The sequence below is a fragment of the Ruegeria sp. AG7 genome, from assembly GCF_056541545.1.
Window position 1 is genome coordinate 111,329 of the sequence record NZ_JBQFYP010000003.1, and the last position, 24,979, is coordinate 136,307.

21 protein-coding genes and 3 tRNA genes are annotated in these 24,979 nt (G+C 56.7%); 12 read left to right on the forward strand and 12 right to left on the reverse strand.

Annotated elements, in window-relative coordinates; all coding sequences use genetic code 11:
- Nucleotides 1-23: 23 nt before the first annotated feature.
- Nucleotides 24-1,424 carry a glutamate--tRNA ligase gene (gene gltX / locus ACR0BF_RS05420; protein ID WP_480472974.1) on the forward strand — a complete coding sequence of 467 codons (1,401 nt, stop codon included), beginning with the start codon at nt 24-26 and terminating at the stop codon, nt 1,422-1,424.
- A gap of 121 nt (nt 1,425-1,545) precedes the next feature.
- Nucleotides 1,546-2,841, forward strand: coding sequence for a citrate synthase (gene gltA, locus ACR0BF_RS05425; RefSeq protein ID WP_480472976.1), 1,296 nt, complete (start codon nt 1,546-1,548; stop codon nt 2,839-2,841).
- 93 nt (nt 2,842-2,934) lie between these two features.
- On the opposite strand, the gene ACR0BF_RS05430 is transcribed toward gltA, so the two are convergent.
- Nucleotides 2,935-4,002 carry a PA0069 family radical SAM protein gene (locus ACR0BF_RS05430; protein WP_480553619.1) on the reverse strand — a complete coding sequence of 356 codons (1,068 nt, stop codon included), beginning with the start codon at nt 4,000-4,002 and terminating at the stop codon, nt 2,935-2,937.
- 270 nt (nt 4,003-4,272) lie between these two features.
- Here ACR0BF_RS05430 and ACR0BF_RS05435 point away from each other — a divergent pair, with 270 nt between their 5' ends.
- The 3 genes from ACR0BF_RS05435 to ACR0BF_RS05445 all read left to right on the forward strand — a co-directional run bounded on the left by ACR0BF_RS05435 (nt 4,273) and on the right by ACR0BF_RS05445 (nt 6,892).
- Entirely contained in the window at nt 4,273-4,971 is a 699-nt protein-coding gene (locus ACR0BF_RS05435; RefSeq protein ID WP_209503809.1) for a corrinoid protein, read from the forward strand.
- 146 nt (nt 4,972-5,117) lie between these two features.
- Nucleotides 5,118-6,155, forward strand: coding sequence for a Hint domain-containing protein (locus ACR0BF_RS05440; RefSeq protein ID WP_480624434.1), 1,038 nt, complete (start codon nt 5,118-5,120; stop codon nt 6,153-6,155).
- 77 nt (nt 6,156-6,232) lie between these two features.
- Nucleotides 6,233-6,892 carry a DUF1638 domain-containing protein gene (locus ACR0BF_RS05445; protein ID WP_480624435.1) on the forward strand — a complete coding sequence of 220 codons (660 nt, stop codon included), beginning with the start codon at nt 6,233-6,235 and terminating at the stop codon, nt 6,890-6,892.
- A gap of 2 nt (nt 6,893-6,894) precedes the next feature.
- On the opposite strand, the gene ACR0BF_RS05450 is transcribed toward ACR0BF_RS05445, so the two are convergent.
- A complete protein-coding gene (locus tag ACR0BF_RS05450) occupies nt 6,895-7,305 on the reverse strand; it encodes a SufE family protein (protein WP_480624436.1) in 411 nt (136 codons plus the stop codon).
- A 138-nt stretch (nt 7,306-7,443) separates the two neighbouring features.
- On the opposite strand from ACR0BF_RS05450, the gene ACR0BF_RS05455 reads away from it, so the two are divergent.
- On the forward strand, nt 7,444-7,974 hold the full coding sequence (locus tag ACR0BF_RS05455) for a hypothetical protein (protein WP_480517175.1): 531 nt from the start codon (nt 7,444-7,446) through the stop codon (nt 7,972-7,974).
- A gap of 6 nt (nt 7,975-7,980) precedes the next feature.
- On the opposite strand, the gene rnd is transcribed toward ACR0BF_RS05455, so the two are convergent.
- The 3 genes from rnd to purM all read right to left on the reverse strand — a co-directional run bounded on the left by rnd (nt 7,981) and on the right by purM (nt 10,892).
- Complete coding sequence (rnd, locus tag ACR0BF_RS05460) at nt 7,981-9,138, reverse strand: ribonuclease D (protein ID WP_480624437.1); 1,158 nt, start codon at nt 9,136-9,138, stop codon at nt 7,981-7,983.
- A 114-nt stretch (nt 9,139-9,252) separates the two neighbouring features.
- Entirely contained in the window at nt 9,253-9,849 is a 597-nt protein-coding gene (purN, locus tag ACR0BF_RS05465) for a phosphoribosylglycinamide formyltransferase (protein ID WP_480553627.1), read from the reverse strand.
- On the reverse strand, nt 9,846-10,892 hold the full coding sequence (gene purM / locus ACR0BF_RS05470) for a phosphoribosylformylglycinamidine cyclo-ligase (protein WP_480624438.1): 1,047 nt from the start codon (nt 10,890-10,892) through the stop codon (nt 9,846-9,848). Before purM ends, purN begins: the two co-directional genes overlap by 4 nt.
- A 107-nt stretch (nt 10,893-10,999) precedes the next feature.
- On the opposite strand from purM, the gene ACR0BF_RS05475 reads away from it, so the two are divergent.
- Nucleotides 11,000-11,076, forward strand: a tRNA-Ile gene (locus ACR0BF_RS05475).
- 261 nt (nt 11,077-11,337) lie between these two features.
- On the opposite strand, the gene ACR0BF_RS05480 is transcribed toward ACR0BF_RS05475, so the two are convergent.
- Nucleotides 11,338-12,657: an ATP-binding protein gene (locus ACR0BF_RS05480; protein WP_480603506.1), complete on the reverse strand. Its 1,320-nt coding sequence runs from the start codon at nt 12,655-12,657 to the stop codon at nt 11,338-11,340.
- Nucleotides 12,658-12,701: 44 nt separating this feature from the next.
- On the opposite strand from ACR0BF_RS05480, the gene ACR0BF_RS05485 reads away from it, so the two are divergent.
- Together ACR0BF_RS05485 and ACR0BF_RS05490 are read left to right on the forward strand one after the other, a co-directional pair.
- Nucleotides 12,702-13,616, forward strand: a complete 915-nt coding sequence (locus tag ACR0BF_RS05485) for an MBL fold metallo-hydrolase (RefSeq protein ID WP_480624439.1) — start codon at nt 12,702-12,704, stop codon at nt 13,614-13,616.
- Nucleotides 13,617-13,691: 75 nt separating this feature from the next.
- Nucleotides 13,692-13,766 (forward strand) — tRNA-Asn (locus ACR0BF_RS05490).
- Between the two features lie 195 nt (nt 13,767-13,961).
- Here ACR0BF_RS05490 and ACR0BF_RS05495 read toward each other — a convergent pair.
- On the reverse strand, nt 13,962-14,609 hold the full coding sequence (locus tag ACR0BF_RS05495) for a hypothetical protein (protein WP_480624440.1): 648 nt from the start codon (nt 14,607-14,609) through the stop codon (nt 13,962-13,964).
- Nucleotides 14,610-14,896: 287 nt separating this feature from the next.
- On the opposite strand from ACR0BF_RS05495, the gene ACR0BF_RS05500 reads away from it, so the two are divergent.
- Nucleotides 14,897-14,971 (forward strand) — tRNA-Asn (locus ACR0BF_RS05500).
- 22 nt (nt 14,972-14,993) lie between these two features.
- Here ACR0BF_RS05500 and ACR0BF_RS05505 read toward each other — a convergent pair.
- From ACR0BF_RS05505 to zwf, 4 genes are all read right to left on the reverse strand, one after another.
- The gene (locus ACR0BF_RS05505) at nt 14,994-16,613 is read right to left on the reverse strand and encodes a long-chain-fatty-acid--CoA ligase (RefSeq protein ID WP_480624441.1); all 1,620 of its coding nucleotides are present in this window, start codon (nt 16,611-16,613) and stop codon (nt 14,994-14,996) included.
- Nucleotides 16,614-16,798: 185 nt separating this feature from the next.
- On the reverse strand, nt 16,799-18,409 hold the full coding sequence (pgi, locus tag ACR0BF_RS05510; RefSeq protein WP_480624442.1) for a glucose-6-phosphate isomerase: 1,611 nt from the start codon (nt 18,407-18,409) through the stop codon (nt 16,799-16,801).
- 4 nt (nt 18,410-18,413) lie between these two features.
- Entirely contained in the window at nt 18,414-19,085 is a 672-nt protein-coding gene (pgl, locus tag ACR0BF_RS05515) for a 6-phosphogluconolactonase (RefSeq protein WP_480553639.1), read from the reverse strand.
- On the reverse strand, nt 19,082-20,536 hold the full coding sequence (zwf, locus tag ACR0BF_RS05520) for a glucose-6-phosphate dehydrogenase (RefSeq protein WP_480517189.1): 1,455 nt from the start codon (nt 20,534-20,536) through the stop codon (nt 19,082-19,084). Before zwf ends, pgl begins: the two co-directional genes overlap by 4 nt.
- A gap of 163 nt (nt 20,537-20,699) precedes the next feature.
- Between zwf and ACR0BF_RS05525 the strand changes: the two genes are divergently transcribed.
- Entirely contained in the window at nt 20,700-21,653 is a 954-nt protein-coding gene (locus ACR0BF_RS05525; RefSeq protein WP_480624443.1) for a radical SAM protein, read from the forward strand.
- Nucleotides 21,654-21,764: 111 nt separating this feature from the next.
- Here the strand turns inward: ACR0BF_RS05525 and ACR0BF_RS05530 are convergent, their stop codons facing one another.
- Nucleotides 21,765-22,034, reverse strand: a complete 270-nt coding sequence (locus tag ACR0BF_RS05530; protein ID WP_480473006.1) for an usg protein — start codon at nt 22,032-22,034, stop codon at nt 21,765-21,767.
- A gap of 192 nt (nt 22,035-22,226) precedes the next feature.
- On the opposite strand from ACR0BF_RS05530, the gene gyrA reads away from it, so the two are divergent.
- Nucleotides 22,227-24,947 (forward strand): DNA gyrase subunit A, encoded by a 2,721-nt coding sequence (gene gyrA, locus ACR0BF_RS05535; protein WP_480624444.1) that lies wholly within the window; start codon nt 22,227-22,229, stop codon nt 24,945-24,947.
- Nucleotides 24,948-24,979 lie beyond the last annotated feature (32 nt).

Genomic DNA, 24,979 nt, shown 5'->3' on the forward strand with positions numbered 1-24,979 from the left:
TTACCAAAAGGTTAATCCTCAACATGTCCGAACAGGTCGTCACACGTTTTGCCCCCTCGCCCACAGGTTTTCTGCACATCGGTGGCGCACGCACCGCATTGTTTAATTGGCTTTATGCCCGCGGACGTGGTGGAAAGTTCCTGCTGCGGATCGAAGATACCGACCGGGAGCGCTCGACCCCCGAGGCAACCACCGCGATCCTTCAGGGTATGGAATGGCTGGGACTGGATCATGATGGCGATGTAATCAGCCAGTTCGAAGGAGCTGCCCGGCATGCCGAAGTCGCGCACCAGCTTCTGGCCGAGGGAAAGGCATATAAATGCTTCTCGACGCAGGACGAAATTGCCGCCTTTCGGGAACAGGCGCGGGCCGAGGGCAAGTCGACCCTGTTCCGCAGCCCCTGGCGTGACGCTGATCCTTCGGCTCTTCCCGAACTGCCATTTGTCATTCGCATCAAGGCTCCGCAGGACGGTACAACAGTGATCCGCGATCAGGTTCAGGGCGACGTGACCATTCGCAACGACCAACTGGACGACATGGTTCTGCTGCGTTCCGACGGGACACCGGTCTACATGCTGGCAGTGGTGGTCGACGATCATGATATGGGTGTTACCCATGTCATTCGCGGCGATGACCACCTCAATAACGCGGCGCGCCAGATGATGATCTATGAGGCAATGGGCTGGGATGTTCCGGTCTGGGCCCATATTCCGCTGATCCACGGGCCAGACGGTAAGAAATTGTCCAAACGCCATGGCGCGCTTGGCGCGCAGGAGTATCAGGCCATGGGCTATCCTGCCGCCGGGATGCGCAACTATCTGGCCCGTCTGGGCTGGAGCCATGGTGACGATGAATTCTTTACTGATGCACAGGCAAAGGAGTGGTTTGATCTGAACGGCATCGGCAAAAGCCCTGCCCGGTTTGATCTGAAAAAACTGGAAAACCTGTGTGGTCAACACATCGCCATTTCTGAGGATGCTGCGTTGCGGCATGAAATCGGAGCCTACCTGGCCGCAGCTGCTTTACCACCCCTGACAGATTCACAATCGAGTGATTTGGAACGTGCGATGTATTGCCTCAAGGATCGGGCGCGGACTTTTCCTGAACTCCTTGAAAAGGCTCACTTTGCCTTGACGGAACGCCCAATCGTTCCCGACGAGAAAGCCGCAAAGGCGCTGGCATCTGTATCCGACGGTATACTGGAAGAATTGACGCCGCAGTTGCAAAATGCTAGCTGGTCTCGAGACGAACTGGAGGAGACCCTGAATTCCTTTGCCGAGTCAAAGGAGCTCACGTTCGGCAAGCTGGCTGGCCCACTCAGGGCCGCCTTGGCTGGTCGGGCCGTCACGCCTTCGGTTTTTGACATGATGCTTGTGCTGGGACGGGATGAAACCCTGGCGCGGCTTTCAGAAGCAGCGAAATAACCCGAATTTCATAAACGGGTAACGCTGCTCCGCTAACACCCGGACTGCGCGAAAGCGCGCAGTCGTTGCCCGCACTGCCCGAGGTTTCTTTGGCATGCGTATGAATGAAGAAGGGATAACCATGACAGACAGCAACAAAACAGCCACTCTGACCGTTCACGGCAAAGAGTATGAGTTGCCGGTTCATACCCCGACCGCCGGTCCGGATGTCATTGATATTCGTAAGCTTTACGGTCAGGCAGGGGTATTCACCTATGATCCCGGTTTCACTTCAACCGCAAGCTGTGACAGCACAATAACCTTTATCGATGGTGAAAAAGGCGAGTTGCTGCACCGTGGCTACCCGATCGACCAACTGGCAGAGAAATCGCACTTTCTTGAGGTCTGCTATCTGCTGCTCTACGGAGAGCTGCCGGTCGCAAAAGATCTGGAGAAATTCGAAACCACGATCACCCGCCACACCATGCTGCATGAGCAGATGCAGTATTTCTACCGTGGTTTCCGCCGCGACGCGCATCCCATGGCCATTATGGTCGGTGTTGTCGGCGCAATGTCAGCCTTCTATCACGATTCGACCGATATCGCGGACCCGCATCAGCGCGAGGTCGCCTCGCATCGCCTGATCGCCAAAATGCCGACAATCGCCGCATGGGCTTATAAATACCACACGGGGCAGCCCTTCGTGTATCCGCGCAATGACTTGGATTATGCGTCTAACTTCCTGCGCATGTGTTTCAGCGTTCCTGCCGAAGAATATGAGGTCAACCCGATCCTCAGCCGCGCGATGGACCGTATCTTAACGCTTCACGCAGACCACGAGCAGAATGCGTCAACGTCCACCGTGCGTCTGGCGTCGTCATCGGGCGCAAATCCGTTTGCATGCATCGCCGCTGGTATTGCCTGCTTGTGGGGGCCGTCCCATGGTGGCGCCAACCAGGCATGTCTGGAAATGTTGGAAGAGATCGGCACCGTAGATCGCATTCCCGAATTCATCGCCCGTGCCAAAGACAAGAACGACCCGTTCCGCCTGATGGGCTTTGGCCACCGCGTGTACAAAAACTTTGACCCACGCGCAAAGGTGATGAAGCAGTCGGCCGACGAGGTTCTGGATCTGCTGGGCATTGAAGACAACCCTAAACTGCAGGTTGCTAAAGAGCTGGAACGCGAAGCGCTGGAAGACCCGTATTTCGCCGACAAAAAACTGTTCCCGAACGTTGACTTCTATTCGGGTATCATCCTCGAGGCGATGGGTTTCCCGACCTCAATGTTCACACCAATCTTTGCACTTTCGCGGACTGTTGGCTGGGTCAGCCAGTGGAAAGAAATGATTGAAGATCCACAGAACAAGATCGGCCGCCCGCGTCAGTTGTACCTGGGTGAGACGCTGCGCGATTACGTGGACATCGAAAACCGCTGATCCATCAAAGCACGCAATAAATCCAGAAGGCCCCGGTTAAACCGGGGTCTTTTGCTTTCGATACTGAAGCAGCGGACGGTTGGGTATTTGGCTTCAGAACAAGCTCATTTGATCCCCAGGTTGCGGCGGAACTGCAAACCGGTCGCAACGTAACGGAGCGGATTTGATCGAAAGCCCTTGTCTTTTGCAGGTTTTAGCGAATCTCAGGGCGATGAGTTCGGCATATTCCCCCTCACCCCGCATCCTGTACCCCCAGCGCGGGTCATAATTTCGTCCGCCATGCATTTCACGCAGCTTGGACATGACCTTTTCTGCACGGGCGGGTTCGTGCTCTGCCAGCCAGTCCTGCCAAAGCTGCGAGACTTCGCGGGGCAATCGCAACATGATCCAGCTTGCCGCATCTGCGCCCGCCTCTTTTCCGGCGCCCAACAGGCTCTCCAACTCATGATCTGTCAGCCCAGGCACAATAGGCGAGGTCATTACGCGAACCGAAACGCCCGCATCGGTCAACGCTCTGATCGTCTGCAACCGACGGGCCGGAGACGGTGCGCGGGGCTCCATCCGCCGGGACAGACCCGCATCCAGCGTGGTAAGCGAAATACCGACCCGCACCAATCCCCGGCTGGCCATGTCAGCCAAAATATCCAGATCACGCTCGATCAATGTTCCTTTGGTCACGATTGCGACCGGGTGGTTGAACTCTTGCAAGACCTCAAGGCAAGACCTTGTAATCAGTCTGTTTTTTTCAATGGGCTGGTATGGGTCAGTGTTTGTCCCGATTGCGATCGTGGCGACCTTGTAGGACTTTGCCGACAGTTCCTTGCGCAGAACAATGCTCATGTTGGGACGCGCAACAAGGCGAGTTTCGAAATCCAATCCTGCGGACAAGCCCAGAAAGGCGTGGCTGGGTCTGGCAAAACAATAGACACAGCCATGCTCGCACCCCCGATACGGATTGATCGAACGGTCAAAAGGCAAATCGGGTGAACGGTTATAGGTGATTGCACTGCGCGCCACCTCATCCCGCGTCTCGGTTCGCAGGGGCGGCAAGTCTTCATTGATGTCCCACCCGTCATCAACAGCCTGCGTTGCAAACCGTTCAAACCGCCCAGCAGTATTGGACGCCACCCCCCTTGCCTTGACGACATACCCGATGCTCACGATATATTTGTTCCCTATTTGTTCTTGCCGTACGATAAGCGTGAAACAAAACCTGTGCAAGCCAACCCTTCGAAGAAACAGGAACGCACAGATGAAAAATAAACAGGATAATATTGCAGACTTTTCAATCGAGCCGGTGCCATTTTTGGCATATAGGTCGGTCCCGAAACGACCAACGTCGCAATCGTCACAGTCAGAATGCGACGTTTTGGCCAAAACGGAAAAAATGCCACCACGGGCCGATGGCCCGCCCAGCACAGGGAATACCCCATGTCCGACGAAGAAGATATCGTCCTGTCCGAACTGAATGATGACGAGCTGGTCGATCAGATGTTCGACGATCTCTATGACGGATTGAAAGAAGAGATCGAAGAAGGCACCAATATCCTGCTGGAACGCGGATGGACGCCGTATGACATCCTGACCAAAGCTCTGGTTGGCGGCATGACCATTGTGGGCCATGACTTCCGCGACGGCATTCTGTTTGTACCTGAGGTTCTGCTGGCGGCCAACGCGATGAAAGGCGGCATGTCGATCCTCAAGCCGCTGCTGGCTGAAACCGGTGCTCCGCGTGTTGGCAAAATGGTTATCGGCACCGTGAAGGGCGACATCCACGATATCGGCAAGAACCTTGTGTCGATGATGATGGAAGGCGCAGGCTTCGAAGTTGTCGATCTGGGAATCAACAACCCGGTCGAGAATTATCTGGAAGCACTGGAAACGGAACAGCCCGACATTCTGGGCATGTCCGCCCTGCTGACAACCACGATGCCCTACATGAAAGTCGTTATCGACACACTGGTCGAACAGGGCGTGCGCGATGACTACATTGTTCTGGTCGGTGGCGCGCCGCTGAATGAAGAGTTCGGCAAAGCCATCGGTGCAGACGCCTACTGCCGTGACGCTGCTGTTGCAGTAGAAACCGCCAAGGATTTCGTGGGCCGCAAACACAACCAACTGGCTGGTTAAGACCACTCAGGTTTTTCTTGAAAGACCGTCCATTTTGGGCGGTCTTTTTCGTTTTGTTGCACCGCCTCCATCCTTAGGCGTCTTGATTATCCGATTGTAAACGAAAGTGCGGTTAAAAACCGAAACGTCCAAGTTTCGGGGGTTCCGTGCCGCAGTCATTCACAGCCATTTCGTTGGGCAAACTCGCCGATATCGATCGTGTTGAGGGCAATTACGTCGCTGAAAACGCCTCCGCGCTAGTTGGGCAAACCTTCGGTCACACGGACGCGCCATTATCGCACAACAGCGTGACATGGAGCGCCGTAGGAAACCCCGGCTCTGCCTATGACATGAACAACATGTCTGCCAATGATCGGTTTTCGATCGACGGCGGCGCGCCGCAAACCTTTGATGGCACATCAGTTTACCACGCCACTGTCACTTATTTCGACGGCACAAGTGCAAACATTACTGCCGTTGTCGCGCAGGATGTGGATGGCAACACATATCTGGTGCCAGAGTTCTCGGACAACGCAGATCAGGCCGCTCTGGAAGCGGGGCCTATACACTCGATCACCTTCAACAGTCTTGCCGGTAATCGGTATTCGGGACTGGTGTCAAGCCGCGAGGACTGGGATCTGGTCCCGTGCTTTACGCCCGGAACGTTGATCAGAACATGGAAGGGAGAACGCCCGGTAGAAACGCTGCGTCCCGGCGACCGGGTTGAAACCCTTGACCACGGGTTTCAAACGGTGCGTTGGGCCGGGCAACGGCGGGTTCAGGCCGCAGGCATGTTCGCGCCGGTTCTGTTCAAGGCAGGCGCATTTGGAAACGCACGCGACCTTCTGGTGTCGCAGCAACACAGGATGCTGCTCCGGAACTGGCGCTTGGAACTGCATACCGGCTATTCCGAAGCGCTGGCCCCCGCCAAACACTTAGTCAATGGACATGACATCATCCTCAAACCCGGCGGGGTCGTAACCTATATTCATCTGCTGTTTGATCAGCATGAGTTGCTCTGGTCGGAAGGCTGCCTGAGCGAGAGCTTTCATCCCGGCGCCCAAAGCTGGAACGCACTTGATCGGTCGGCCCGACAGGAGATCCTATCCTTGTTTCCCGAGCTATCGAAGCAAGGGATCGCCGCCTACGGCCCGCCCGCGCGGCCTCTGTTATCGGCATTCGAAACACGAACGTCGGCAGCCTGACACGAGATGTCGGAAGAAGGCTTGCCTGCAAGCTGTTTTCATTCTCTTGTGCCATGAGCCCATAAGGAAGCCGACCTATGCCAAGCGATACGCTACCGGATGATGCAAGCCTGACAACCAAAGGCTATGACGGCGTGGAAAACGCAGGCATCCTGCTGATCGCCTGCGGGGCACTTGCGCGCGAAATTTTGGATATCAAAACGCGCAACGGCTGGGATCACATGGCTCTGACCTGCCTGCCTGCAATCCTGCATGTTCATCCGGAACGGATCACGCAGGCAGTTGAAGACACCGTGGCCAAACACCGCGACAGGTTCGAAAAAATCTATGTGGTTTACGCCGATTGCGGAACCGGAGGTCTGCTGCAATCCGCCTGCGTAAAACTGGGCGTCGAGATGGTAAAAGGCCCTCATTGCTATTCGTTCTTCGAAGGCAATCAGGCCTTTCAAGAACGCGGCGAGGACGAAACAACTGCCTTCTACCTGACTGACTTTCTGGCCCGCCAGTTCGACGCATTTGTCTGGAAACCACTGGGCCTGGATCGCCACCCGGAACTGCGGGACATGTATTTCGGCAATTACACCAAACTGATTTATCAGGCCCAGATCGATGATCCGAAACTGACCGAACGCGCACGGAAATGCGCGGACCGCATGGGATTGGCGTTCGAACGTCGTTTCACCGGCTACGGCGATCTGGAAACCACTTTGTCAGACTGGGCAAACCGCCCCGAGTGACCTCAGGCGTTTTCCTGCGCGACCTGGCGGATGCGTTCGATCATGGCCCGCAATCCATTGGACCGCTGCGCTGACAGATGATCGTTCAAGCCCAGTCGGGCCAGTTCTGCCGCCGCATCGACCTGCGGCACCTCGGTCACCGGCAGTCCGTTGTATAGGGACCGAAGCACGGCGATCAGCCCGCGAACGATCAGCGCATCACTGTCGCCATCAAATTTGAACACACCTGCTTCGATCATCGGATGCAGCCAGACCTGACTGGCACAGCCGTGAACCTTTTTCGCCGGAACTTTCAACGCGTCATCCAAAGGCTCCATCGCCTTGCCCTGTTCGATGACATGGCGATACCGGTCTTCCCAGTCTTCGAGAAACTCGAAATCCTCGACAATGTCTTCAAAGGCAGGCGTGGCCATGGCGCAGTGATCCTTTCGTTGAAATCACAATGTGACCTATGCCGACGACCACCTGCTGTCCAGCCCCAGCTGTGGCTTTTCAACGCGAAGAAATTACGCTAACCCATTGTCTGAATTCGTGTGAAAAGCAGTGGGTCCATGCAAAAGTCTCTGTCCGTTCTTATCATCGCCATGCTGACCCTGACTGCCTGCGGCAGCTGGCGCGACTCGCGGGTGAATCCGTCAAACTGGTTTGGCTCCAGCCGGTCTGTGAAGTCTGAAACGCCGTCGGACCCAAATGCCGCCGATGCTTTGGTTCCCAAGACAAGAGAGGGAAGAGGCCTGTTTTCGCGCCCAGACGCCGAAGATACCAGCATTCCAATCGCCAAAATCGATGAGCTGCGGATCGAGCCAATTCCGTCGGGCGCGATCATCTATTCCTCTGGCACCGCGCTTCGGCAGGGTGCCTATAACGCACGCTTGGTTTCGGTTAATTCAGAAGAAAACAAAGAAAAGGGAATTCTGGAGTTTGTATTCCGCGTGAATTACCCCAGCACAGAGACCCCGCAAGGATCTGAACGAACAAGAATGGTGTCGGATGCCATTAATGTCTCGACCCAGGATCTTGAAGGCATTCGTCTGATCCGTGTTGTCGGGCAACAGAATACTTTGGAATCGCGGCGGCGGTAATCGCCGCTAAAGCGAGACGACCTTGACCGCCTGCCCTTTGGCCGCCAGCGCGATTTTCCCCTCGCACAGCTTTAGTGCGTCTTCCCCAAAGACCTCGTAACGCCATCCCGACATCGCGGGCAGTTCTCGTTCGCCAGCGGCAATCTGGTCCAATTCGGAACTTGTTGCGATCAGCTTGGCCGCAACGCCTGAGCTTTCAGTTTTGGATTTCAGCAGAACCCGAAGCAAGTCGGCCAAAGCCGGGTTGACCTTCAGGTTATCCCGGGAATTGTCGATCTTCGGCAGATTTTCCTGCGGACAATTTGTGCCCTTCGTCACCGCGGCAAGAATACCTTCAGCAATCGGGCCTTTGCGCGCCTCGCGCAGCAAAAGGCGTGATCCACCGAGATCGGCGACTGTCTTGGGCTTGGTCGACGCCAGTTCGATCAAAGCATCATCCTTGAACACCCGGTTGCGCGGCACGTTATGTTCCTGCGCATACCTTTCGCGGAACTGCGCCAGCTCGCGTACAACAGCCAGGAACTTGGCCGAATTCGTTCGCGTCTTGACCCGCTTCCAGGCCTCTTCGGGACGAATGTCATACGTGGCAGGCTGCGTCAGCGTACGCAGCTCTTCAGCCACCCAGTGGTTGCGCATCGTCTTCTTGAGTTCCGCAGAAAGATATTCGTAGATCCTGCGAAGATGCGTCACATCCGCCAGTGCATATGTTTTCTGCGCCTCTGTCAAAGGGCGGCGGGACCAATCGGTGAACCGCGAAGTCTTGTCGACGCCCTGTTTGCAGATCTTCCGCACCAGCGTCTCATAGCCGACCTGCTCACCAAACCCGCAGACCATCGCGGCGACCTGTGTGTCAAACAACGGGTTGGGGAACACACCGGCCTCGACCCAGAATATCTCAAGATCCTGACGCGCGGCGTGGAACACCTTGACCACGTTCTCGTTTCGGAAAAGCTCATACAGCGGTTCGAGAGACAGGCCATCAACCAGCGGATCAACCAGAACCGCGCTGTCTTCATCATCAGAGGGAAGCGCCAGTTGCACGAGGCACAGTTTCGAATAATAGGTCCGCTCGCGCAGAAACTCGGTATCGACTGTGATATATGGATAGCTTGCGGCCGCCTTGCAGAAATCGGCCAGTTCTTGCGTCGTCGTCAGAGTTTTCATGCGCCGTACTAGTTTTGCTCTTGCTCTTGTGAGTGCCCGTAAATTCCCTCGCCCCCAAGCGATACCGACGACCATAGGACGATTTTCAGGCGAGTGTAAATCACCCTCGGAACCTCACGGCATGAGAACGGGTGACCTGTTGCCTTCGGCAAAGCGGCGCAGCACCGCTGGATAAAGTTCATGTTCCCGGATCAGAACTTTTGAAGCCAGAGTTTCCGGGGTATCCGCTGGTTCGATACCCACACGCGCCTGACCCAGAATCGGGCCATCGTCCAGCGCCGCTGTCACCTCATGGACCGAGCAGCCATGTTCCGTATCGCCCGTTTCAATTGCGCGGGCGTGGGTGTGTAACCCCTTGTATTTGGGCAGCAATGAAGGGTGGATGTTTAACATTCGCCCCTGAAAGCGGGTTACGAAATCCGCGGTCAGGACCCGCATGAACCCGGCCAGGCAGACAATATCCGGCCGCGCGTCTTCCAAGGGCTTCAGCAACTCAGCCTCAAAGGCTGTGCGATTGCCCTTGAATGGCCGGTGATCGACCACTGCGGTCGGAATGCCACGGTCCGCAGCTTTTTTCAGCCCGCCTGCCTGCGCATCGTTGGACAGGACTAAACAGGGACGCGCCGGATGATCACCGGTCATGCTGTCGACAAGCGACACCATGTTGGACCCGCCGCCCGAAATCAGGATCGCGACGCGCTTGTGGCTCACAGCAGTTTGCCCGAATAAGCAACTCCGGGCGTTTCGGTGACAGTACCAATTTGCGCCACCGTCTCGCCAGCCTCGGCTAGCAAGGTCGAAAGCTGATCGGCCTTATCCGGGTCGCAAACCATGATCAGACCGATGCCACAGTTGAAGGTCTTGAGCATCTCAGCTTCCGCGATACCACCAGTCTGCGCCATCCAGCTGAAAACAGACGGCAATTGCCAGCTGCCCAGATCAATCTGTGCCCCCAACCCATCCGGCAATACGCGCGGCAGGTTCTCGGTCAGACCGCCACCGGTGATATGGGCCAGCGCGTGAACGCCACCTTCGCGGATCGCGGACAGGGCCGGTTTGACATAAAGGCGCGTCGGCGTAAGCAGCACCTCGCCCAATGAACCTTCACCAAAAGGGCACCGTGCATCCCAGCCCAGACCAGACAGTTCGACGAGTTTACGTACCAGTGAATACCCGTTGGAATGCACTCCGTTCGACGCCAGACCAAGCAGCACATCCCCCGCCTGGACCCCAGAAGGCAGGTCAGCGCCGCGTTCCATTGCCCCGACCGAGAACCCGGCCAGATCGAAATCGCCATCAGGGTACATGCCGGGCATCTCGGCAGTTTCGCCACCAATCAGAGCACAGCCGGATTGCGCACACCCTTCGGCAATTCCTTCAATGATCCGCGCGGCCGTGTCTGTGTCCAACTTGCCTGTCGCGAAATAGTCGAGAAAGAACAAGGGCTCGGCCCCCTGACAGATCAGGTCATTGACACACATGGCCACCAGATCGATGCCAACCCCGTCCACGACGCCGGTGTCGATCGCAATTCGCAGTTTTGTACCAACCCCATCCGTGGCACCAACCAGAATGGGATCCTGGTACCCGGCAGCTTTCAGGTCGAACAGTGCGCCGAAACCGCCCAGACCGCTCATCACGCCGGGGCGGTTGGTTCGCTTTGCTGCGGGTTTGATCCGGTCAACCAGAGCATTGCCCGCGTCAATATCCACGCCTGCATCGGCATAGGTGATTCCGTTCTTGCCCGCTGTCATGGCCAGTTCCTTTTGAATGCTTTGCGGGCGGGTTATTCGATTGTGGCGTTTGTTGCAACGGTCAGGCTTGACGCGGCTGTTCACCGTGATACGCAATGCGCCTAGGCGGGCCTGTAGCTCAATTGGTTAGAGCAGAGCGCTCATAACGCTTTGGTTGGGGGTTCGAGTCCCTCCGGGCCTACCAAATCACCGCCACTAGCCTTGAACACCCCGCACATCTCACTGGTTTTGTTTGCGTTTTTGACAACAAGCATTCATCCTGTCCCGTGCAACCTGTCCAAAGCGGTTCGAATTTAAAGGCATTGGTCCAGTTCGCAGATTTCCAGTTTCGATCAAAGCGTCCTTGGGTGACAGGTCTTGCTGAAATGCTCCAAAATCTTGTCGCGGGAATCCAGACGCACAAATTGTCATATTGGCGCGAGTTTGAACCGGTAGAGGTGTCAGTTTACCGGCCAATAATGATATCCGCGCACAAACCGCCCAAGCGTTCACTTTTGGCCAGTCTCAGGGTGCCACCATGGGCCCGTGCAACATCCGCCACGATTGCCAAACCCAAACCCACGCCACTGCCTTGATTCTGGTTGCGCGCAGGGTCGAGCCGCGTAAAGGGTTTGACGGCCTCTGTGCGCTGCTCTGCGGGAATTCCGGGGCCATCATCTTCGACACGGATGCGCAGCGACTTGGAATTCAGCGACAGGCTGACCTCAGCCCGGCTGCCGTAGCGCACGGCATTTCCGATCAGGTTTTCGACGGCCCGCCGAACGGCCATTGGGCGCAGCATTGCCGTTCCCTGCCCCTCGACAGCGACCAGTTCGGCCGGATGCCCGGCTCGTGTCGCGTCATCTACAATCTGTCGAACAAACTCAGCCGGATTGATTTCCTCAGGCGATCCTTCGGACGCCCCGCGCGAGAATTCGAGGAATGCATCAACCAAGGACTGCATTTCCGCCACGTCCTGTAACAAAGGTCGTGCCTCGTCCTCGGGCAGCATGGCCAGTCCAAGCTTCAGGCGGGTCAGAGGTGTGCGCAGATCATGGCTGACGCCGGACAACATCAGCGTCCGTTGTTCGATCTGACGTTCGATCCGTGATCGCATATCCAGAAACGCATTCCCCGCCGCGCGTACCTCGATGGCACCGCCCGGGGAGTACGGTACGCTCCGCCCTCGTCCAAACGCCTGCGCCGCATCGGCCAGCCGTGTGATGGGGCGCAACTGGTTTCGCATGTACAGAAATGAAATCGAGGTCATGATGATCGCGAAAAACAGCATCGTCACGATCAACTGATGCGGCGCCGCTGGCGACAATCTGCGCCGGTCGAAGGTCAGTTCCAGCACCCCCAGATGCGTATCCAGATACAAACGCGCCTCTCGGCTGCTTGGCAACGCAACAGCACTCAGCTCCGGCAGCCTTGCACGAAGTTCTGCCTCGACCTGAGGTGCTATGAAGTCGTACCACCGTGGACGGTCAGTTTTGGGAGTTTCGTTGGGAGGCAGAAATCGGGCCTGCATTTCCAGCGCCAGAAGATCCGGGCGCACTTCGGCCAATGCCAGGTGCTGCGTCTCGGCCCCGTCCATCATGGTGGTGATCAGCATCACTTCCCTTGAGGCTGCGCGCGTCATCTGGTCAGTGACATCTTCCAGATGCTTTTGAAGAAAGGAAACTCCTACAACCAGCAGCAACGCGATCACAGGAAGAACCAGAATCAGCGCTGCCCGGGCATACAGGCTGCGTGGCATATAAGGTTTGAGCCAGTGCGTCGACATGCGCTAAACCTAGCGGGCTGCCCGGACAAGAGAAAGAGCACAGAATGCAGGCACCTGACGAATTCAATCCACCCGCTGGTGTTGCGACAGAATTGCAACCGGGTCTGCGACGCATTCTGGCCCCCAACCCGTCACCGATGACCTATCGCGGCACCAACACCTATCTGCTAGGCGATCGCGACATTGCTGTCATTGATCCCGGCCCCGCAAGCGAAGAGCATTTGAACGCGATCCTGAATGAACTGCAACCTGGTCAGAGAATCAGCCACATAGTCGTCACGCACGCCCATCTGGATCACTCACCCTTGGCGGCACCCCTAGCCGCCCGAACGGGGGCTGCGATCTACGCGTTTGGCGGCCCCGAAGCCGGTCGCAGCGCAGTTATGACGACCCTTGCAGCACGTGGGTTGGCTGGAGGTGGCGAAGGCATCGACACCGCGTTTCGCCCGGATGTCGAGGTTGCGGATGGTGAGGTCATCTTGGGCGATGACTGGCAGCTTGAGGTTATTCACACTCCGGGGCATCTGGGAAACCACATTGCCCTGGCATGGCAGGATACCTGTTTCACCGCCGACCATGTGATGGGATGGGCCAGTTCGCTGGTGTCGCCACCGGATGGAGACCTGACTGATTTCATGACAGCCTGCCACCGCCTGCGCGCGCGCGACTGGTCGGTTTTTCACGCGGGCCACGGTGCGCCAATTTCAGACCCTGCCGCGCGATTGGACTGGCTGATCCGACACAGGCAAAACCGCGAAGCTCAGATTCTGACTGCCTTGGAGGATGCAGACGGAACGGCGCGGCAATTGGCCAAGCGTATCTACACCGACACACCCGCAACCCTGCTGCCAGCCGCGGAGCGGAACGTTTTTGCCCACCTCGTTGATCTTACTGGTAAAAAACAGGTGTCACCACACGGCGAACTATCTGCCACCGCAATTTTTCGCAGAGATCCTTGACGCCGTAAAAAAAATTTAAGTTCGCGTGCTTAACCTCTGGACGCCGGGAATCCGGATTGCTATACGCCCCTCAGTTCCGGCGTAGCTCAGCGGTAGAGCAGTTGACTGTTAATCAATTGGTCGTAGGTTCGATCCCTACCGCCGGAGCCAAACATATCTGAAAACCAGATATTTGGCTTTTCCCAGATCGCGATCTTGAATTTTCCGGTTTGCTGGAAATAACGTGCCAATCACTCACATGGCTAAGGTTCAATTCCAGTTTCATGCACATCTCAACCAAGCGTTAAGCTGGTTCGGCGCTTGCTTCTCGGACCCTTTAAGGAACAAACCGAATTTAACACGTCCCTAAGGGAGCGTTAACAATCGAATGACACGAATCAAGCGATCGACGGGAATCTGCATTGGCTCTACCTCGAATATCGCCATTCGACCAACAAGCTCAGGCTTAGGCAGAAACTCTTCCGCCGCTTGTAACCGTGGGCGATCACCGTAGTCGTCGATCAACAAGGTCACTGGTCGGGTAATATTGAAGGCCGTCGCCAAAGCACAACCCACGCGAAACCGACCGTCAACAAGAACCACATCCGGGTGCTTAAATCCGTTGCTCTGCCAGATTGACAGCGGATATCTGGGATAGCGCGCCGATTTGTCCTGATTTACCGAAAAACCCCACTTCTTGGTTTCACCGACATCGACCCATGAAATATTGACCTCAGTCCCTCTACTAGGAGGATTCTCACGAAACCAACGCCGCATCATGCGAGCCCAGCCTCGATCACTTTCGACACTGAAAACAGTTTTTGCTTCCATCTCCCCAGCGACCACAGTCGAACCGCCCGAGCCATATTCCAGAATTACAGAGGCCGCATCATAGTGCTTTCGCAGGACACGCTGCGCATTTTCCGGCATGGTTAAAACAGGTCTTTCAAGGCTTGCCGTATTCAATTTGATCTCCGGGTCTTTTCGCTTTTGATGCTTGACGTTGCAGTTCACCGTGGTTTCTGAACCGGCACAATCTACCCCTACAGAATTCTCATCACATGACAGCGAAATCAATAGCGACGACTTGATTCCCCAGGCAAAGATTCCTCCACAACGGCACCCCGACATATAAGTTACAGTTGAGCCGGGATTGACAGCTTACCGTACAAGCATCAAGCAAACAGCAATGACCCAAGGAACAGCTTGACGCTCAGATTTCGGGCTGGGAAGATTTTCCTCAAGAATGCTGCTCTCCCTCTGGACGCCAGATACTCCGGTTGCTATACGGCGCGGACCGTTCCGGCGTAGCTCAGCGGTAGAGCAGTTGACTGTTAATCAATTGGTCGTAGGTTCGATCCCTACCGCCGGAGCCAATTCACCCCGCCAGATCGCGTCTCACCCCCAAAGGGCATCCTTGAAATCCGCACGCAGGTTGCGTTTCAACACCTTTCCGGTTGCGTTCAGCGGCAGCGCGTCAACAAAGACGACTTTGTCCGGAATCTGCCATTTGGCGATTTTCCCTTCGAAGAAGTCCAGAAGCTCCCCTTCGCTTGGATTCTCACCCTCGGCCCTTACAGCGACAAGCAACGGCCGTTCGTCCCATTTCGGGTGCGGAACACCGACTACGGCTGCGGTTGCCAGTTTCGGGTGCGCAACAGCGATGTTTTCAAGTTCGACCGAGCTGATCCACTCCCCTCCGGACTTGATGATGTCCTTGGATCGGTCACGAATGGTCATGTATCCATCGGCGTCCAGCGTTGCGACATCGCCTGTGGCGAACCAACCGTCTTGCAACAGATCCTGATCCTGCATCAGGAAATAGCTGTCCAGCACCCAATGCCCCCGCACCATCAGATCGCCCTGCGTTTCACCGTCATGTGGCAGATCTTTTCCGTCGTCATCCACAATTTTCAGTTCAACCCCGAAAGGAGGCCGGCCCTGACTCAGACGGATAAGGTGTTGTTCTTCAAGCGGCAGCACCAGATGTTTGGCCAATGGGCAGTTGGCCGTACCAAGCGGGCTCATCTCGCTCATGCCCCACGCATGGACCGTATCGACGCCATATTTATTCCGGAAGGTTTCCATCATCGAGGGCGGGCAAGCAGCTCCTCCGATCACGGTCCGTTCGAGGCTTTTCAAGCTCGTCCCGCATTTGGCGGCATGTGCCAACAGTCCCTGCCAGATGGTTGGCACCCCCATGGCCAGCGTCACGCCAAAGGTGTCGATCAGATTGACCAGCGCCTCGCCATGCAGATCCGGGCCGGGCAAAACCAGACGCGATCCTGACATAGCACAGGCATAAGGCGACCCCCATGCATTAACGTGGAACATAGGAACGACGGGCATCACGACATCCATCGCCGAAAAGCCGATCACGTCGCGCGTATTCGACGCGAAACTGTGCAGGACCGTCGATCTGTGGGAATAAAGAACCCCCTTGGGATGGCCAGTTGTGCCCGACGTGTAACAGAGCCCCGAGGCGGTATTTTCATCCAGTTCAGGCCAATCAAAGGCCGCGTCACCGGTTTCGATCAGCTCATCATAGAATTTCACGTCGGGTATCTGTGCGGCGGCGTCATCATTGCGGGGGCCCATCAGAACAAAATGGCGAACATCCCTCAGCGCACCGTGCAAGGCGGCAACCAGCGGGACGAAGGTTGCATCAAAGAACAACACCCGATCCTGAGCATGGTTGATGATATAAGTCAGTTGTTCAGGAAAAAGCCTCGGATTGACCGTGTGACAGACATATCCCGCACCCGAGGTGGCATAATAGATCTCCAGATGGCGACGATTGTTCCAGGCCAGCGTCGCGACCCTGTCCTGCGGCTCCAGACCCAGCCGCGTCAGGGCCGACGCCAAACGCCGGGCGTTCACGGCTATCTCGGACCAGTTGGTTTCGGTCACTGTTCCATCCGTTTCGACCGAGATGATCTCGGTCTGGCCGTGGTAGCGCTGCGCGTGATCAATCAACGACGAAATCAGCAAAGGCTGCGTCATCATCTGTCCCAGCATGGACATCCTCCCGTCATGGGCGGGACCTTGCCTGGCCCCGGCCTGTTCCGTCTGGCACTGACAGGCAGAGGTGTTCCCTGTCACGTCAGTCCAGCCGTTTCCTAAGACGGAACCCTGCCAATCATTTAATTGTCTGACAATAAGAGAATGCAACCCACACCGATAGCGGACTACATTCCCGCCGCCTAATCCCGGTGTTTCAGTGCGTAGGCGACCAAGGCCGCGGTCGACCCATCCTTGCCCTCGGCGCTTTCTTCACCGTCCACAATGGGGCCGAGCGAATTGGCCAGTTCCTTGCCCAGCTCAACCCCCCATTGGTCGAAAGAGTTGATGCCCAGCAACACGCCTTCGACAAACACCCGGTGTTCGTAAAGCGCAATAATCTGACCCAACACAAACGGTGTGAGTTTGGGGTAAATCAACGTTGTCGAAGGACGATTACCGGGGAAGACCCGGTGCCGGGCCTGCCGGTCCAGTTCATCACCCAGATACCCCTGCTGCGCCATGCGTTGTCGCGCTTCTTCGAACGAACGGCCACGCATCAGGGCCTCGGACTGGGCCAGACAATTGGCCAAAAGCAGACGGTGGTGATGGGTCAGTTCGGGTTCGTGCCCCTCGGTCGCAACCATGAATTCGCAGGGAATGACATCCGTGCCCTGATGGATCAGCTGGTAAAACGCGTGTTGTCCATTGGTGCCCGGCTCACCCCAGACGACAGGTCCTGAAGGCATGGTTAAGGACGACCCGTCCATCGCCACGGATTTGCCATTCGATTCCATCTCCAACTGCTGGAAATAAGCGGGCAGACGCAACAACCGCTGGTCATAAGGCAGCACCGCACGGCTGGTATATCCCAGAACCTGTCGATGCCAGATGCCAACCAATGCCAGCATCACGGGCATGTTTTCATCCCAGTCAGCCGAGCGGAAGTGCAGATCCATCGCCTGCCCGCCACGCAAAAACGCGTCAAAAGCTTTTGAACCAACCGAAATCATGACCGGCAAGCCGACCGGCCCCCAAACCGAATAACGCCCACCGACCCAATCAGCGAAACCAAAAACATGCGCCTCGGGAATACCGAAGGCCTGCGTCTTGTCCAAAGCGCTGGAAACGGCGGCAAACTGACGCGTCGGATCGCCCCCGCCTTCGGACATCCACGCACGGGCGGTGCGTGCATTGGTCATCGTTTCGATTGTGGTAAAGGTTTTTGAGGCGACAATGACCAGCGTGCGCGTCGGGTCGAGCTGCCGCAACGTGTCCGCGATATGCGCCCCATCGACGTTCGAGACGTAATGCACCCGCGGCCCATCGTGATAAGGTGCCAGCGCCAACGTGGCCATGACCGGGCCAAGGTCTGACCCGCCGATGCCGATATTGACCACATCGGTAAAGTTGCCCCCCGCCCCAGCGATGGCGCCGCCACGCACCTCTTCAGCGAACACGCGCATCCGATGCAGCGTGTCCAGAACCTCGGGCATAACGTCCTGACCGTCCACCTCAACCGGCCCGCCATCAAGGTTGCGCAGGGCCGTGTGCAACACCGCGCGCCCTTCGGTCTCGTTGATCTTCTCGCCCGCAAACATCGCATCACGCCGAGACGCCAGATCAGCCTCTGCACACAATTGAATGAGCGCGGATCGCACCGCATCATCGATCTGTGTTTTTGAATAGTCGAAGACCATATCCCCAGATGAGGTTGAAAAAGCTCCAGCCCGGTTTGCATCTGCCGCAAACAGGTCAAGGATACGACGGTCACTTTTCGACAGAGCCAGTGTTTTCAAAGCATCCAGATGCATTGCCTTACTCCGCCCAGTGTACGGTCATGCCACCAAGAACTGCGGCGATCGGTGCCTCTTCCGGCGGTAGCGACATAGCTTTTTCAAGAACGGTGCGCTTTGCCTGACCATAGATGATCAGATGTTTCGACAGCGCCCCGTCCAGGACCGGAGCGGTCAGGGAAATTCGTGCCTCTGGCTGCACTTCGGTCCGGGCAACGATCAACGTAGGTGCATCACTGCGCAAAGCTTCCTCCAGCCCTTCCATCCCCGGAAAAAGAGAGGCCGTGTGCATGTCTTCGCCCATTCCCAGTACCAGCACCGACAATGGCAATACCGGCGCAATCAGCGACTCGATTTCAGGCAACGCTGCTTCAGGTTCTGCACCAGGGACATAAAGCGGAATATATTGCGCCACAGAGGCCCTGCTGGTCAGCAACCTTTCGCGGATCAAACGCTCGTTAGAGCGGTCATGATTCGCTGGCACACAGCGTTCATCCGTTGGCAACACACGCACACGATCCCACTCAAGATCGGCGGCACACAGGCTGTCAAATACCGGGCCCGGAGTTGTTCCCCCGGGGACGGCCATTGCAACGGTATCATGGTGCAGCAATGCGGCCTCAAGATCGCCCGCCAACACGTTGGCCACGTCGATGGCAAGCATTTCGCGATCAGCATATTCCTGAATTTTCATGGCTTTATCCCTTGCCAGTGGCGTCCATCACGTTTCATTAGCAGTTCAGCGTCGCCCGGCCCCGTGCTGCCGCTGTCATAAGGCTTCGGCACGTCCCCGCGCGCCAACCATCCAGCGATGATCGGATCGGTCCAGGCCCAGGCGGCCTCAACCTCATCCCCGCGCATGAACAGGGTCTGGTTTCCACGGATCACGTCCATCACCAGTCGTTCATACGCATCTGGCGGGTCCTGATTTTCGGGGCCGAGGGCTTCGGCAAAGCTCATGTCCAAGGGAACATCGATCAGACGCATCCCGCCCTGCCCCGGTTCCTTGATCGTCACCTTCAGCGTGATCCCTTCATTCGGCTGCAACCGGATCGACAACGTGTTGGCGTGACGCCCCGCTTCTTCCCCGAAAATCGAATGCGGCGCGTCCTTGAACATCACGTTGATCACCGACGAGCGCGCCACCAGACGCTTGCCGGTGCGCAGGTAGAACGGTGTACCTGCCCAACGCCAATTGCTGATATGGGCCTTTAACGCCACATAGCTTTCGGTGGTTGATCGCAGGTTGCCAACGCAGTCCCGGTATCCCGGCCCGTCCGATCCGGCCGCAAACTGCCCCCGCACGATGTGATGCGGTTCAACAGGATTAAGCGCCCGGATCACCTTGAGCTTTTCATCCCGAACTGCGTCAGGATCGAACTTGGCCGGAGGTTCCATCGCAATCAGGCAGAGCAGCTGCATCAGGTGGTTCTGCACCATATCCCGCATCGCACCCGCGCGCTCATAATAATCTTCGCGCCCCGCGATACCGACAGTTTCCGCAACCGTTATCTGGATATGGTCGACATACTGGCTGTTCCACAGCGGTTCGAACAGCATATTGCCAAAGCGGACCGCCATCAGATTCTGGACGGTTTCTTTGCCTAGATAATGGTCGATCCGGTAGATCTGATTTTCATTAAAATGCGCGGCCAGCGTGGCATTCAAGTCCCGCGCGCTTGCCAAATCATGTCCAAACGGCTTTTCGACCACGATGCGGGTTTCTTCTGTCACCAGATCATACGCCCTAACCCGCTCGGCCAATGGCCCGAACAGGCTGGGACCGACTGAGAAATAGAAAGCGCGAACCCGGTCCGGCGAGAGCTTTTCGCCCAGTACATCCCAACCTTCCGACGTCAAGGCATCCAGCGATACATAGTCGACCCGTTGCAGGAACCGGGTCAGGGCTTGCGAATCCCGGGCGCGTTCCGAAGCGTGCCGTTGCAGCGACTCAGCAACCATCTTACGAAAGGCGTCCGCCGAATGACCGGCGCGCGCCGCTGCGATAATCCGGGCATCCTCGTGCCACTGACCCGCACAATACCGACGGAAAAGCGCAGGCAGGATCTTACGCTGCGCCAGATCACCGGTGCCGCCGAAAATGATCAGATCAAATGGATCAACAGGGATGACACGTGAAACCATGAGTTGTCCTTACCCTGACCCTTCCGGCATGTCCAATGTTAGCGCAACCAAAGCTCAATAAATCTTGTTGATCAAAACTCTGTCAGAACCCCTGCACCAGACTTACCAAATCCGCGACAAAGGGCTAGATCAGTTTGATGACTTCAACGAACCGGATGCGGGAATGAAAGACAACGCCCCTCAGCTTGCCAATATCGGCAAGTTTCAGCGTAAACAGGTAACGGCCGATGGCCAGACCCGCGCAAAGGTTTCCCTGACCAACCCTCAGACCCTGTGGTTCAACACCGGCACGCTGTGCAATATTGAATGCGTAAGCTGCTATATCGCCAGCAGCCCGACCAATGACGCACTGGTTTATATCACTGCAGACGAGGTTCGTGACTACCTGGATCAGATCGAAGCCCGCAATTGGCCTGTGCGTGAAATCGGTTTTACGGGCGGCGAGCCCTTTATGAACCCCGAGATGATCGATATGACCCGCGCCGCGGTGGAGCGTGGATACGAAGTTCTGATCCTGACCAACGCGATGGCCCCGATGATGCGTCGCAAGGTGCGCGACGGGCTACTGGCATTGCAAAAGACTTTCAATGACAAGCTGACCCTGCGTGTTTCCGTCGATCATTACCGCGCAGAACTGCACGACCTTGAACGCGGCAAGGGGAGCTTTGAAAAAACCCTGACGGGTATGAAGTGGCTGCGTGATCACGGCTTTAACATGGCTGTTGCCGGGCGCACCGTTTGGGATGAGTCTGACACGGAAAGTCGCGCGGGTTATGCCGCATTCTTTACAGAGCACGGCTTTGACATTGACCCGCATAACCCGGCTCGGACCGTCCTGTTCCCGGAAATGGACGAAACTGTCGAAGTTCCCGAGATTACAACGGCTTGCTGGGGAATACTGAACAAGTCACCCGATGCATTGATGTGCGCCAGCGCCCGCATGGTGGTGAAACGGAAAGGCGCTGACCGGCCTGCCGTGTTGGCCTGCACCCTGCTGCCCTATGAGTCGGGGTTCGAGATGGGGCATTCTCTGGCCGAATCCGAGGCTGACGTTCACCTGAACCACCCCCATTGTGCCAAATTCTGCGTGCTGGGCGGTGCCAGTTGCTCTGGCTGAACGATTCAGGAATTCCTGATTTCGCTTTGGACGCATAATCAGACACGCGCCGACCATTTCGCTTCAATGATTGAAGAGCATGCACCAACGGAACTTGTACTTGCCCTTCGCTCAGTTCACACGAAATTCGCCCACCATATTGCGCCACTCACCCGGTGCGATCATTTTGCGATGGGTGAATTTGACCGAATGCAGCGGGCCTTCGATTTCGCGCTGCCAGAAGTCGATGAATTTGAACAGTTTCGGATGATCCGGCGCAAGGTCGTAATCCTGCCAGATGAACGTGTTCAAGACGTGGATATAGTCGGGCATATGATAGAAAAACTCAGCCGTTGTCAGCCCGTACCCCTTGAGCATCATTTCGGTTTCGCTTGGGTTCATGCAGACCTCCTGCTTGATACAAGGTCCATTCAAGATACCACGAAAAACTTCTAATACTTATATAACAATATGTTACTTGAGTATTACCGCGGAAATTCCCTGTAAAGGCGCTGCTTGCTTGCACCTTATGTGCCGGGTCTGATAAGATATACCCACAAGATATAGACCCAGAACAAGACACGGGCAGTTTACGTGAGCGATACGCCAGAAATTCCTGAAAACATGGATGAAACCCCGCCCGAGCGCCCAGTCTACGACGGCCCGACGGTTTCCATCGAATCCGAAATGCGCACATCCTATCTGGACTATGCCATGTCGGTCATCGTTAGCCGCGCGATCCCTGATTTGCGCGACGGGCTGAAACCGGTGCACCGCCGCATTCTGTATGCGATGCACGAAACGGGGAACACGCACGACAAGTCGTACCGCAAATCGGCCCGTCCGGTGGGCGACGTGATGGGTAAGTACCACCCGCATGGTGACAGCGCGATCTATGACGCACTGGTGCGGATGGCGCAGGATTTCTCGATGTCGCTGCCGCTGCTGGACGGTCAGGGCAACTTTGGCTCGATGGACGGCGATAACCCGGCGGCTATGCGCTACACCGAAGTGCGGATGGACAAGCCCGCCGCTTCCCTGTTGGCTGATATCGAAAAAGAAACGGTTGATTTTCAGGACAACTATGACGGCAAGGACCGGGAACCGACGGTTCTGCCGGCCCGTTTCCCGAACATGCTGGTCAATGGCGCCGGTGGTATCGCCGTGGGGATGGCGACGAACATTCCGCCGCACAACCTTGGTGAAGTGGTCGATGCGACTCTGGCGCTGATCGACGATCCCGACCTTACATCAGAACAGCTGATCGAATACATCCCCGGTCCCGACTTTCCGACCGGTGGCCTGATGCTGGGGCGTTCCGGTGCGCGCAAGGCCTATCTGGAGGGCCGTGGCAGCGTCATCATCCGCGCCAAGACCCGAGTAGAAGAAATCCGCAAGGACCGCTATGCCATCGTTGTCGACGAGATTCCCTATCAGGTGAACAAGGCCGCGATGATTGAAAAGATCGCCGAGGCAGTTCGCGAGAAGCGGATCGAAGGCGTGGCCCATGTACAAGACGAATCCGACCGCAACGGTGTGCGCGTTGTGGTCGAGCTCAAACGTGACGCGACGCCCGAGGTGGTGCTGAACCAGCTCTATCGCTTTTCGCCGATGCAGACCTCCTTTGGCTGCAATATGCTGGCGCTGAATGGTGGCCGCCCCGAGCAGTTGACCCTGCGCCGGTTCCTGACCTCGTTCATCGACTTCCGTGAAGATGTCGTTGCCCGCCGCACCGCCTACGACCTGCGCAAGGCGCGCGAACGCAGCCACATCCTGTGTGGTCTGGCTGTGGCGGTGTCCAACGTCGATGAAGTGGTCGCAACGATCCGGTCGTCTGCGGACGCCGCCGAGGCCCGCGAAAAACTGATGACCCGCCGCTGGCCTGCCTCCGACATCGAAGGCTATTTGCGCCTGATCGATGATCCTCTGTCCAAGATGAATGACGATGGCACCTATAATCTGACCGAGGTTCAGGCCCGTGCCATTCTGGAGTTGCGCTTGCAGCGCCTGACCCAATTGGGCGTCAAAGAAGTCACGGACGAACTGGAAGAACTGGCAGCCAAGATCAAGGAATACCTTGATATTCTGTCCTCACGCGAACGGATCATGAGCATCATCGCTGATGAGCTGCGCAGCGTGCGTGAACAGTTCGCGGTCGACCGCCGCACTGAGATCGTCGACTGGTCGGGCGACATGGAAGACGAAGACCTGATCGAGCGCGAAGACATGGTCGTGACCATCACTTCGGGCGGCTATATCAAACGTACGCCGCTGGCAGATTTCCGCGCCCAGAAACGCGGTGGCAAGGGCCTTTCGGGGATGCAGACCAAGGAAGAGGATGTTGTTACCAACCTCTTCGTTGCAAACACCCATACACAACTGCTGTTCTTCACAACAGATGGGATGGTCTACAAGCTCAAGACCTGGCGCTTGCCCCAATCCGGGCGCACCGGCAAAGGTAAGGCCATCGTCAACATCCTTCCGATCCCAACCGGTGTTTCCATCGCCGCAATCATGCCCGTGGATGTACCGGACGAGGAATGGGAAAACCTCCAGATCGTCTTTGCCACCAGCGCAGGTGACGTGCGTCGTAACCGCTTGTCAGACTTCACCAATGTCCGGCGCAACGGCAAGATTGCGATGAAGCTGCCCGACGGCGTCGAACTGGTGAATGCACGCATCTGTTCGGAAGACGAAGACGTGATGCTGGTCACCAATTCCGGCCGCGCGATCCGCTTCCGGACCACCGACGTGCGAGTCTTTAACTCACGCGAATCCACAGGTGTCCGGGGGATTAGGCTGACCAACGGTGACCGTGTCGTATCGATGTCCGTGATCCGTCATTTCGAGGCGACCCCCGAAGATCGTGTGGCCTATCTCAAGATGCGGCGTGCAGTTGCAGGGCTTACCGAAGAAGACGCTGGTGACGACGAGGAAGCCGCAGCAAGCAGCGATTTTAGCCAAGAAAAATATGCCGAGATGTCGGCGGCTGAAAACCTGATCCTGACCATCACCGCCGGTGGTGCTGGCAAGTTGAGTTCAAGCCACGACTACCCCGTGCGCGGACGTGGCGGCATGGGCGTAGCCGCGATGGACAAGGCGATGCGCGGTGGGGATTTGGTTGCATCCTTCCCGGTCGAGATCGACGATCAGATCATGCTGGCCACATCGAAAGGCCAATCTATCCGGGTGCCGGTCGATGGCATCTCTTTCCGCTCACGTTCCGCAGGTGGCGTGAAAGTGTTCAATACCGGCAAGGGCGAAGAAGTCGTCAGCGTCGCGTGGATCGCCGATCAGGGCGACGAGGAAGAATGACAGTAACCCCGGGCACCGGTTCGACGGTTCCC